Annotated in this window: 9 protein-coding genes; 3 read left to right on the forward strand and 6 right to left on the reverse strand. The window is 62.2% G+C overall.

Annotation, left to right across the window (positions count from 1 at the left end; all coding sequences use genetic code 11):
* Positions 1 to 65: 65 nt before the first annotated feature.
* The gene (locus J2X24_RS02695; RefSeq protein ID WP_245344373.1) at positions 66 to 1,907 is read right to left on the reverse strand and encodes a cation:proton antiporter domain-containing protein; all 1,842 of its coding nucleotides are present in this window, start codon (positions 1,905 to 1,907) and stop codon (positions 66 to 68) included.
* Positions 1,908 to 2,229: 322 nt separating this feature from the next.
* Between J2X24_RS02695 and J2X24_RS02700 the strand changes: the two genes are divergently transcribed.
* Entirely contained in the window at positions 2,230 to 4,356 is a 2,127-nt protein-coding gene (locus J2X24_RS02700; RefSeq protein WP_209716173.1) for a M13 family metallopeptidase, read from the forward strand.
* Between the two features lie 241 nt (positions 4,357 to 4,597).
* Here the strand turns inward: J2X24_RS02700 and J2X24_RS02705 are convergent, their stop codons facing one another.
* Together J2X24_RS02705 and J2X24_RS02710 are read right to left on the reverse strand one after the other, a co-directional pair.
* Positions 4,598 to 4,930 carry a hypothetical protein gene (locus J2X24_RS02705; protein ID WP_209716175.1) on the reverse strand — a complete coding sequence of 111 codons (333 nt, stop codon included), beginning with the start codon at positions 4,928 to 4,930 and terminating at the stop codon, positions 4,598 to 4,600.
* Positions 4,931 to 5,074: 144 nt separating this feature from the next.
* The gene (locus J2X24_RS02710) at positions 5,075 to 5,680 is read right to left on the reverse strand and encodes a TetR/AcrR family transcriptional regulator (protein WP_209716177.1); all 606 of its coding nucleotides are present in this window, start codon (positions 5,678 to 5,680) and stop codon (positions 5,075 to 5,077) included.
* A 251-nt stretch (positions 5,681 to 5,931) separates the two neighbouring features.
* On the opposite strand from J2X24_RS02710, the gene J2X24_RS02715 reads away from it, so the two are divergent.
* On the forward strand, positions 5,932 to 6,147 hold the full coding sequence (locus J2X24_RS02715) for a hypothetical protein (protein WP_209716180.1): 216 nt from the start codon (positions 5,932 to 5,934) through the stop codon (positions 6,145 to 6,147).
* Positions 6,148 to 6,357: 210 nt separating this feature from the next.
* Here J2X24_RS02715 and J2X24_RS02720 read toward each other — a convergent pair whose 3' ends face one another.
* Complete coding sequence (locus tag J2X24_RS02720; RefSeq protein ID WP_209716182.1) at positions 6,358 to 8,472, reverse strand: M13 family metallopeptidase; 2,115 nt, start codon at positions 8,470 to 8,472, stop codon at positions 6,358 to 6,360.
* 199 nt (positions 8,473 to 8,671) lie between these two features.
* Here J2X24_RS02720 and J2X24_RS02725 point away from each other — a divergent pair, with 199 nt between their 5' ends.
* On the forward strand, positions 8,672 to 10,771 hold the full coding sequence (locus J2X24_RS02725; RefSeq protein WP_310002378.1) for a protein-disulfide reductase DsbD family protein: 2,100 nt from the start codon (positions 8,672 to 8,674) through the stop codon (positions 10,769 to 10,771).
* Here the strand turns inward: J2X24_RS02725 and J2X24_RS02730 are convergent.
* Together J2X24_RS02730 and J2X24_RS02735 are read right to left on the reverse strand one after the other, a co-directional pair.
* On the reverse strand, positions 10,768 to 11,265 hold the full coding sequence (locus J2X24_RS02730) for a hypothetical protein (protein ID WP_209716185.1): 498 nt from the start codon (positions 11,263 to 11,265) through the stop codon (positions 10,768 to 10,770). The two genes, J2X24_RS02725 and J2X24_RS02730, sit on opposite strands and share 4 nt — an antisense overlap.
* A gap of 109 nt (positions 11,266 to 11,374) precedes the next feature.
* Complete coding sequence (locus J2X24_RS02735; RefSeq protein ID WP_192622349.1) at positions 11,375 to 11,548, reverse strand: hypothetical protein; 174 nt, start codon at positions 11,546 to 11,548, stop codon at positions 11,375 to 11,377.
* Positions 11,549 to 11,593 lie beyond the last annotated feature (45 nt).

An 11,593-nucleotide genomic window follows, 5' to 3' on the forward strand; every position in this document is an offset into this window, starting at 1 on the left:
CAAGCGAAGCTGACGGAAGGGAGACTTTTCAGACGGCCGGGCATTCGATTTAACGAACCAAGCGCTTAAGCTTCCCCCTGCATCCTCGGCCGCAATATTGGAGCGGCGCCTTCCCGCACCCCGAACTGGCGGCGGAAGACGTCGCGCTGTTCGTGGACGCTGGCCAGGACCAGGCCCATCGGGATGCCAAGGTCGATCAGTGTGTTTTCCGCCAGTTGCAGGCTGGCCTCGATCGTCTCCGGCACAGCGTCGGTGGCGCCCATCTGATAGAGTTTCTGGGCGTGGCCGGCGTCGCGGGCGCGGGCGATGATGTGCACGTCGGCGCGCAAACCCCGCACCGTCTTGACCACCGCGTCGGTAAAGGCCGTCGTCGATGCCGTCACCACCACGGCGCGGGCGCGCTCAAGCCCCATGCGCTCGAGGAAGTCCGGCACCGAGGCATCGCCGTACCAAGCTTCGACCCCGGCCGCCCGTGCGCGCGAGGTGACATTGGGGTTGAAGTCGACCACGGTAAACGGAATGTCGTGGACCTTCAGCATGTCGGCGACCAAGGCGCCGACGCGGCCATAGCCGACGATGATGACCGGATTGCCTTCGCTGACGACTTCGGGCGCCTCGGCGGTCTGGACGCCCGGCTTGGCCGTCATCTTGCCGAAGCGGCTGGCCAGCGATGCCAGCAGCGGCACCAGGAACAGGCTGAGCGTCGCCGACAGGATCACGGCCTGGCCGAAACCGGCGTCGAGCGCCTTGTTGCCGACCGCCTGGTCGATAATAACGAAGGCGAACTCCCCCGCCGGCCCCAGCACCGCCGCGGTCTCGATCGCCGCGATATGACCCAGGCCAAAGGCCCGCGCCAGCGGATAGACGATGACCGCCTTGATGGCGACCATGGCGACGACCAAGCCCAGTATCAGGGTCGGATTGGCAAAGATGGCCGACAGCTCCAGCCGCGCCCCGACCGTCACGAAGAACAATCCCAGCAGCAAGCCCTTGAACGGATCGATCAGGACCTCAACCTCACGGCGATATTCGGTTTCGGCCAGCAGTACGCCGGCGATAAAGGCGCCCAGCCCCATGCTGAGGCCGGCGATAACGGCCACCTGGCCGGACAACAGGACAACCAGCAGGCAGGCGGCCATGAACAGTTCGCGGCTCTTGGCGGCGGCGACAAGGTTGAACAGAGGACGCAGCAGGAAACGGCCGCCGATAATGATAACGCCCATGCCGATCAGGGCCGGGATCAGCGCCAGCAACCCCTGCCAGCCGACGCCGGTCCCGGCGCTGGTGCCAGCCAGGATGGCGACGGTGATAAGAATAGGAGCAACGGCCACGTCCTGGGCCAGCAGGACGGCGAAGACGCTGCGGCCGGACGCCGTGCGCAACTGCTTGCGATCGGACAGGACGGGAATGACGACGGCGGTCGAAGACATGGCCAGCGCCATGCCGAGCGTCGCCGACCCCGACACGCTGCGCCCCAGCACATAGAAGAGCGCGGCCAGGACCACGGAACACAGCGCCATCTGCGCCGCGCCGAAACCGAAGATCATGCGCCGCATCGATTTCAGGCGCTCAAACGTCAGTTCCAGACCAATGGAAAACAAAAGGAATACCACGCCCAGCTCAGCCAGCGCATGGACACTGTGCGAGCGCATGAGCGCGAAACTGTCGAAGACGGGGGACACGTCGGCCAGCCGGCCTACGCCGTCAGGTCCGAGAAGGACGCCGACCAGCAGGAAACCGAGAACGCCGGAAACTCTATATTTCTGAAAAATGGGAACGATGACCGCCGAGGCCAGCAGGAAGACGATAATAACGACTTCATAGCCCTGCGAGGCATTAGCCGCCTTGTGGGCGGTGTCGGCGGCCATTTCACTGATGACGGGTGGGGCTTGTTGGGCATGCAGCATTAGATTCTTCCTTTTTCATCGGTTGCGCGGCCACCGTCCCGGCAAAATGACATCACGCCCCGTTTCCGTCGGACACGGCGGAGGGCATGGACATTTCAGCGATTTTGGGAACGGCGCGGCCGTATGTCCATTAAAACCCGTACGCGGACAGTTTGAAAACCCCAAAAATGCGAAAAATGCCAGAAAACATCACTTTTCCTGACAGATAAGCCTCGTCACAAACATGACAAATAATTCATGTGGTGTGTGGGGATTATTGGTTAGTGTACCGATCGTATCTTTTTTAACGACGGCGAAACGCCGCAAGCACAGTGGGTAGCTTATGCGACTGTCCAAACTCCTTCTCGCCACGACCCTGTTGAGCGGCCTGGCGCTCGGCGCCGCCGCCGAAATACCCGACCGGTGCATCGACGACCATTGCCGGATGCAAAGCGTGCACAGCCTCGACGGCGTCTTCGCCGGCGCGGAGACCGGAGGCGGTGATGTATCCACCGTGGCCAAGCGCTTCGGTACCTGGGGCATAGACACCTCCGGCATGGACACCTCGGTCAAGCCGGGCGACAGCTTCTTCAACTATGTCAACGGCACTGCCGTAAAGGCCATGGTCATCCCGGCCGACAAGACCTCGATCGGCAGTTTCATTGCCCTGCGCGACCTGTCGGAGGCCCGCTCCAACGCCATCGTCACGGGACTTGCCGCGCGCACGGATCTGACCGGCGACGACGCCAAGATCGCCGCCGTCTACAATGCTTTCATGGACGAAGCCGCCGCTGAAAAGCTGGGGGCCGCGCCGCTTAAGCCGCGCCTTGCCGCCATCAAGGCCATCAAGACCAAGGCTGAAATGGCGAAATATATGGGCCAGACCAGCGGCACGTTCGGCGCCGCCTTCTTCAACCCTTACGTCGATTCCGACGAGAAGAACCCGAAGGTCAAGGTCTTGCTGATCTCCCAGGGCGGGCTGGGCCTGCCCGACCGCGACTACTACCTCAAGGACAGCTTCGCGGATAAAAAGGCCAAGTACGAGACCTATATCGCCGACATGCTGCGCCTCACGGGCCACGCCAATCCGGAACAGACCGCCAAGGACATCCTGGCTCTGGAAACAAAGATTGCCGAAGTCCACTGGACGCGCATCGAACGCCGCGACTCGACCAAGACCTATAACCCGATGACGCCCGCCGAACTGGCAACCTACGCGCCGGGCTTCGACTGGAGCGGCTTCCTGGCCGGCGCCAGCGCGGGCCAGGCCAAAAAGGTCATCGTCAACGAAAACACCGCCTTCCCAAAGATCGCAAAAATCTTCGCCGACACGCCGCTCGAAACGCTTAAGGCATGGGAAGCCTTCCGCACCGCTGATCAGGCCGCGCCCTACCTGTCGAAGGCCTTCGTCGAGCGCCAGTGGCAATTCCGCTCGCGCGACCTCGCCGGCGCGCAGGCCCAGCGTCCGCGCTGGAAGCGCGCTATCTCCGCCGTCGAAGGCAGCCTTGGCGAAGCCCTGGGCCGCACCTACGTCGCCACCTACTTCCCGCCCGAATCTAAGGCCAAGATGGAGACCCTGGTCGCCGACCTGCGTGTGGCCCTCAAGGCCCGCATCGACAACCTGACCTGGATGTCGGCCCCCACCAAGCTCAAGGCGCAGGAAAAGCTCGGCAAGTTCGGCGTCAAGATCGGCTATCCCGAAAAGTGGCGCGACTATTCCGGTCTGACGGTCAAGGTCAACGACCTCTATGGTAATGCCGAACGTTCCAGCGCTTTCAACTGGGCCTATCAGGCCGCCAAGATCGATAAGCCGGCCGATCCACTGGAGTGGCGCATGACGCCGCAGACGGTCAACGCCTACTATTCGCCGACCGAGAACGAAATCGTCTTCCCGGCCGCCATCCTGCAACCGCCATTCTTCGATCCGGAGGCCGATCCGGCCGTCAATTACGGCGGCATCGGCGGCGTTATCGGCCACGAAATCGGCCATGGCTTCGACGACCAGGGCCGTAACTATGACGGCGACGGCGTGCTCACCGACTGGTGGACCGCCGAAGACGCCGAGAAGTTCAAAGTCCAGGCCACGAAGCTCGGCGCCCAATACGACGCTTTCGAAGTCCTGCCGGGCGTGCACGTCCAGGGCGGCCTGACCATGGGCGAAAACATCGGCGACCTCGCCGGCAATCTGCTCGGGCTCGACGCCTACCGCCTGTCCCTCAAGGGCCAGCCGTCGCCGGTGCTCGACGGCTTTACGGGCGACCAGCGCGTCTTCATGGGCTTTGCGCAGGTCTGGCGCTCGAAGTACCGCGACGACACGCTGAAGCAGCAGGTCACAGCCGACCCGCATTCGCCGGCCGTCTTCCGCGTCATCGGCCCCGTACGCAATATCGACGCCTGGTACGATGCCTTCGGCGTCAAGCCGGGCGACGCATATTATGTCAAACCCGAAGACCGCGTCCGCATCTGGTAAGGGTCCGAGGCCCCTTAACCCGGAATCGTGACGTCACGGGCAATTAGGCCTCAGGCTCACGTCTTCTGGGGAAGTAAAAAAGCCCGTCTCGTCAGAGGCGGGCTTTTCGTTTAGAGCGATATGGCGAAAAGTGCCAAGAAGCGTCTTTGGGGTTTTCGCCTTAAATATCGCGACAAAACAAAAACTTAGATCGGTATGATGTTTCCATTTAAAATCATACCGATCTAGCGATCCGTATCGGTTACGACGGGCGAGTCCAGGTGATCGAACCCGAAGCCGTGCCGCCATAGCCGTCAGAGACCGTGAAACTGGTTATATGCGTCTGGCCGGCATTGATCTGGAAGCTGTAGGGCACGCCGGGCGACACCACTGTCAGCGTATGGCCATTGGCGTCAGAACACTGCTGCAGGATCTGGCTCGCCGTCACGGTGACGGTCGCCGTGGCGTAATTGGGAATACCGGTCATATTGATCGTCCGGCTGGAGCAGACAGGCGGCGTATTGTCCTGGGCGATGGCATATCCCGCGGCGGCAAGCAGACCCGCACCGGCAATAACAGCTATGATCTTACGCATATATTCCTCCCGTGATTGTGTTGAAGCGAATATTTACGTAAGGCGACGGCAATTTGACAACTCACAGGCGAATATCTCTTTCACACATTAATGTGCTTTCGCATGTGAAAATTCAATGGCTCGCAAATCGACCGATAAAATGGTCTACTCCCGGCAGGCCGCCCGCGTCAGCCACTCGATTTCGTCGGAGAGTTTCTGCACCGGCACGGCAATCAGCCGCTCTTCCAGCCCGATGCTGACGATGCCATGCACAGCCGCGAACAAGGTCCGCGCCCGCACGGTCAGCGTTCCGTCATTCGCCTCCGGCAGCATGACGCGCAGCGGTCCGGCGATATGCCGGAACAGCCGCAACTGGTCCTGTATCGCCCACTCCGGCAGGGGCGCGGCGATCCGCACTTCGAACATCATCCGCCACAGCGGCAGGTTTTCGCGCGCGAATGCCAGGTAGGCGTGGGCGATCACAACCAGCGTATCGACAGCTTCGGCGCGCGTCGTGACCTTCAGATGCCCGGTCGCCCCTTCAAACGCCGCATCCAACCGCTTCTGGGTCCGCGCCGTGATCAGCAGCAGCAGCGTGTCCATGTCGGCAACGATATTATAAAGCCCGCCCAGGGCGACGCCGATATCGGCCGCCAGGTCGCGCGCCTTGAGACTGGCCAGCCCCTGCTCGCAGATGCGCTTTTCTGCGGCGTCCATAAGCGCCTCAAGCTGCGCTTGCCGTTTATCAGCCGTCTTGGATGTCTGCGCCATACCTGCTCCAAAAAATAAATTGAACAATGTTCAAAATAGTTGTTGAACATCGTTCACTTCACTGCTATACAGAATTCGTGAACGACGTTCATATCATCAACAGCCCCGATGATGGAAGCGTTTTTCACACCTCGGGGGGCCGAGGGGGGAGAAAACAGGGGTGGGGAAGGTAATCCGACTTCCCCACCCCTCGTTTCCAAGTGTTTTCAGTTAGTTGCGTCCGAACTCACGTCCAACAATGGAGATGGACAATGAAGGGCCTTTTCACGACTATCGTCACAGGCTTTGCCGCCGTTGCCGCCTTGATGTTCGCGGCTCACAGCTTCGCGCAAGGACCAGACCGCGACTGGGAAAAGGACATGGCCAATACCGGCAAGGGCGTGGCGGCCTTCCTGAAATACCAGCCGACGGATGGCGAGAGCCATGGCGGCAAGGTGCGCAAAAGCGTCATCGACGGCGTTGCTTAGGCAACCCCACCACCACATCTCATTCGACATTGCTTACGCAATGCCTCACTCGTGCGGTCCCCCCCTCCCCATCGCTGCGCGACAGGGAGGAGAAGAATCGCAAAAGCCCGCCTCTGCCGAGACGGGCTTTTGTTTAAACCGTAGATGAAGTGAGCATGTGGCCCATCCACCCGTGACGTCACGATTTCGGGTTAAGGGTGCCTCGCACCCTTACCAGATGCGGACGCGGTCTTCGGGTTTCAGGTAATACTTGCCCTCCGTCACGTTGAACGCCTTGTACCAGGCGTCCATGTTGCGCGGCGCGGACATGGCGCGGAACTGGTCCGGCGCGTGGGGGTCCGATGCGACCAGAAACTTCAGGAAGTCGGGCTGGTACTTCGACTGCCATATCTGCGCGAAGCCTAGGAAGACGCGCTGATCGCCCGTCAGGCCATCGAGTACCGGCGCTTCCTTGCCATCAAGCGACAGATGATAGGCGTCCAGCGCAATGGTGAGACCGCCAAGGTCGCCGATGTTTTCGCCCATGGTCAGGCCGCCCTGGACCTTTACGCCGGGCGCGACTTCGTAGGCGTCGAACTGTTCACCCAGCTTCTTGGCCTGGACATTGAACTTGTCGGCGTCTTCCTTCTGCCACCAGTCGGCCAGGGCCCCGGTCGCATCGTAGTTGCGGCCCTGGTCGTCGAAGCCGTGGACGATTTCGTGGCCGATGACGGCGCCGATGCCGCCATAATTGACGGCTGGATCGGCCTTCGGATCGAAGAAGGGCGGCTGCAGGATGGCGGCCGGGAAGACGATTTCGTTCTTGGTCGGCGAATAGTAGGCATTGACCGTCTGCGGCGTCATTTCCCAGACGTCGTCGTCGATTGTGTTGTCGATGCGGGCGCGCTGGTAGTCCCACTCAAAAACGCTTGAGCGATTGAGATTGCCGACCAGGTCGTCGGGCTTGATAACGAGAGAAGAATAGTCGCGCCACTTGTTCTGGTAGCCGATCTTGACGCCGAAGGTGGACAGCTTTTCCAGCGCCCTGGCCTTGGTCGGCGCGCTCATCCAGTCGAGCTTTTCGATGCGGAGCTTCATGGCGGCCAGAAGGTCCTGGACCAGGCCTTCCATCTTGGCTTTGGATTCGGGCGGGAAGTAGGTGGCGACATAGGCCTTGCCCAGCGCCTCACCCATCCGTTCGTCGGTTACGCTGAGCGCGCGCTTCCACAGGGGGCGCTGCTCTTCGATGCCGTAGAGCGACTTGAGGCGAAACTGAAAGCGCCGTTCGATAAAGGCGTCCGACAGATAGGGCGCGGCCTGGTCGACCGCGCGGAAGGCGGACCAGGCCTTGAGCGTCTCCAGCGGCGCATCGGCATAGACCTTGGCGATCTTGGGGAAGGCGGTGTTCTGGGCGACGACGACCTTTTTCGCGGACGTGACGCGCGCACCGGCGAAGAAGGCGTTCCAGTCAAAGCCAGGCGCGTAAGCCGGCAGGTCCGACAGCTTCATCGGGTTGTAGGTCTTGGTGTCGTCGCGGCTTTCGATGCGCGTCCAGTGCGCCTCGGCGATCTTCGTCTCCATGGCCACGATGTCCTTGGCAGCCTTGGCGGCGTCCGGCCAGCCAACCAGACGCAGCATGTCGGTCACATAGGCTTCGTAGCCGGCCTTCTTGTCGGTATAGGTGTCCGACAGGTAGTAGTCGCGGTCGGGCAGCCCTAAGCCACCCTGCGCCAGTTGCAGGGCGTAGTAGCCGGGTTTCTTGGCGTCGTCATAGACGTATAGGCTGAAGAAGGCCGAACCGAAGCCTTCGGAGGTCCAGCCCATGAACTTCGCCATTTGCGACTTGTTAGTGATGTTGCGGATGCGGCTCAGTTCCGGCGCCAGGGGCGCGGCGCCCAGCTTGTTCTTCAAAGCTTCGTTGGTGGCGCTGCGGTAGAGGTCGGCGACCTTGAGGTCGCTGCCTGTCAGGTCGTTGCGCGCCGCCAGACCCGTGACCATCGCCTTGAGCTGGAGCTCCGACAGGTCGGCCAGGCGGTTAAAGCTGCCGTAACCCGGTTGGTCGCCTGGGATCTTCATGGCGGCCAGCGCCTTGCCGTTGGCATAGAGGTTGAAATCGTCGCCGGGCTTGACCGAGGTGTCCATGCCGGCCGTATCAAAACCCCAGACGCCGTAGCTCTTGCCGAGTTCGGCCATGCGCGCGGCATCTTCGGCGCTCAAGGTCTCGTCAAGAAAGGTGCGCGGCTGATGCACGGGCGCGCGTTCGTTCGACGTGACGACGGCGAAGGCCGGCGCGGCCAGCGGCAGGACAAGGGCTGTGGTGACAAGGAGCGTGCGAAGGATACGCATGAGGTCTCTCGCGAAAGCAGATACAGGCGACCGTCATACGCCGCCCCCAGGGGCGAACCATGATACAGATGAAACCGTTTGTATTCTGAATTTTTCTTAATCTTCCCAGCCACGCATCCGGCGGTTTTGCGGCGCGTGGGGCTTTACGTAGCCTTCGCGGCGCGGCACAACACGGTCAGACCCATCGAAAAGGTGACGTGTGCGTTTTCTTGCCCGGTTTCTGCTGACTGTCATCGCGGCGCTGTCCTTTACCCCGGCGGCCTTGGCCGCCGAAGGCGAAAGCGCTCACGTCAAGGCGCGGCTGGTCGCGGAATCCACGTCGGTGCCCGAAGGCGGGCAGGTCCGGCTGGTGCTGGAACACACCCCGGCCGAAGGCTGGCACACCTACTGGGTCAATGCCGGCGATGCCGGGCTGCCGACCCGGATCAGTTGGAGCCTGCCCGATGGCATGACCGCCGATACGCCCGCCTGGCCGGCGCCGAAGATGCTGCCGACCCTGGGCCTCAACAGTTTCGGCTATGACGGCCGAACCTCGGCCGTCATTATCGTGACCAATAAATCCGGCTTGGCGGCGGGCGAAACATTGCCAATCCGGGCGCGCGTCAACTTTCTGGTTTGCGAAACCCAGTGCATCCCCGAAACGCTTGAGGTCTCGACGCGCCTGACCGTAGGCCCCGCCAAGCCTGGCCCCGACGCGGGCGTGGTCGCAAAGGCCGCGGCCGCCCTCCCCCAGGCCGCCAATATCACCGGCACGATCGCGCTGAACAATGGCAAGGCCGAACTGGGTTTCAAGGCGGGCGACGAGGCCGCGCGCGAAGCCCTGGCGCGGCCCCAGGGCGCCTACTTCTTCCCGGTACAGGAAAAGATGCTGAGCGCTCAGGCGCCCCAGGTCCTCGACATGGGCGCGGACGGTTTTGCGCTGCGCACCCAGCCGGGCGCCCCTGCCCTGCCCGAAGGTCCGCTGCAGGGCGTGCTGGCCTTGGGCGACAAGGCCTACAACATTACGCTTATCCGTGCGGGTTTGCCGGCGGGCACCTATGGTCTGGGGGCCGCGCCCGCGCCGGAACTGGCTTCGGGCGGGTTGTTCGTCGCCATGGGCCTGGCCTTCCTGGGCGGGCTGATCCTCAACCTGATGCCGTGCGTCTTCCCGGTCCTGTCGATGAAGCTTCTGGCCCTGTCGCGCGCTGGCCACGACACCAAACTGGCGCGCACCGAGTCGTTGGTCTATGGCGCGGGCGCGATCCTGAGCTTTATGGTTTTGGCCGGCCTGCTGCAACTGGCGCAGGGTGCCGGTGCATCGCTTGGCTGGGGCTTTCAACTGCAATCGCCCTATGTCGTGGCGGCGCTGGCCGTCGTCATGCTGCTGGTGGCGCTCAACATGTCGGGCGTTTTCCATATCGGTTCGTCGCTGCAAGGCGTGGGCGCGGGCGCCTTCGACCAGAAGCGCCCCTTGCTTTCGGCCTTCCTGACCGGCGTGCTGGCTGTGGTCGTCGCCGCCCCGTGCACCGCGCCCTTCATGGCCACCGCGATCGGCGTCGCCCTGGCCCAGGGCGGGCTGACGGGCTTTGCCATCTTCGCGGCGCTTGGCGTCGGTTTTGCCTTGCCGATCGTCCTCCTGACCTTCCTCGTCACGCTTGTGCCGGGTTTTGCGAAGGTGCTGCCAAAGCCCGGCGAATGGATGAACCGGCTGAAGATCGCCCTGTCGCTTCTCATGTACGGCGCCGCCCTGTGGCTGGTCTGGGTGTTCGCCCAGCAGGTCCAGATGATGGGCGTGTGGCTGCTGATCCTGGCCTTTGCCGCCATCGTCGTCGCCGTCCTGCCGATCCGCGCCATTCCGAAAATGATCAAGGCCGGCATATTGGGCGCAGGGTTAGTGCTGGCGCTTGGCGCCGGCGCCCTGCCGCCGGTCGAGCGCTCGGCGGGCGATCCGGCGGATGCCGCGCAAACGCCGCATACGACGTTCAGCGTCCGAAAGCTGACGGAACTGCGCGCCGCCGGCCGGCCCGTGCTGGTCGACCTGACGGCGGCGTGGTGCGTGACGTGCAAGGTCAATGAACGGCTGGTGTTGCAGACGAAGGACGTGGCCGACGCGCTGAAAGCCACAGGCACGGCTTACATGGTCGGCGACTGGACCAACCAGGACGCGGAGATTTCGCGCTACCTGCAGCTTTACGGCCGCTCGGGCGTACCGCTCTATGTCTATTACGGCGGCGGCAATGCCGAACCGAAGGTCTTGCCACAGATGCTGGACAAGGCGGCCATTATCAGGATGCTGAAGGACGGAGCGAAGACGCTTTAAGCGTCCGGACCGAATTCGATAACGCAGTCCAGTCCCGAAACCGCCGTTGCCGGCGTCGTCACGACATCAATATTGTCGTCGAGCAGCAGGGTCATGTCTTCCAGCGCCCGGCCGAGATCATGATCGCTGCGGGCGGAGCGCATGGCGTCAAGCTTCAGGCGCAGGTCGATCGATACGCCTTTGAGGATACATTTGAGATCGTTGTCGGTGCCGCGCGCCTTCAGGTCGTCATGGCCCTTCATATCACGCGCCGCCAGCTCGGTGACGGCTTCGGCATACATGCGGAAATGCTGGCTCTTCAGCCATTGCAGCGACGGGCGAGTAGCGAATTCCTCTGTCTGGGCGCGCAAACGCGTCGCATCGGCAATGATGTTGGAATAGAAGGGTTCCTGAGCGAGGCTGATGGGCTCGACCGCGACGGTGTCAAGCGGTTGCGCCATCAATTGACCAGGCAGAGAAAGACATAACAGGACAGCTATTACGGCGCGTTTCATGAAAGGCACTCCGGATCAGATTGCCCATCATGCAAGATCCCGGCCAATACTCCGTTAAGTGGCAGGGTTAACTGCGCGCCTGATTTCCCGGCAGGCGCGCAGGCAGGCCTTAATAGTTGACCTGCGCCATCTGTTCGGGCGTCCGGCATTCAATCCCGCCGGAGCAGCCGCCATTGTCGAACGCCATAAAGGCCCAGGCCGCGCCACCGATAATAACGGTCGCGCCGATGAGCGCGATCACGAAATGTGAAAAGGTTTCCGCGGCATGAGAACGCTTGGACATGACTTCCTCCTTGTTTTAGGTGGCCTTAATCATAACACTCTACCG

It is taken from the genome of Asticcacaulis solisilvae, from assembly GCF_017875235.1.
Taxonomy (GTDB): domain Bacteria; phylum Pseudomonadota; class Alphaproteobacteria; order Caulobacterales; family Caulobacteraceae; genus Asticcacaulis; species Asticcacaulis solisilvae_A.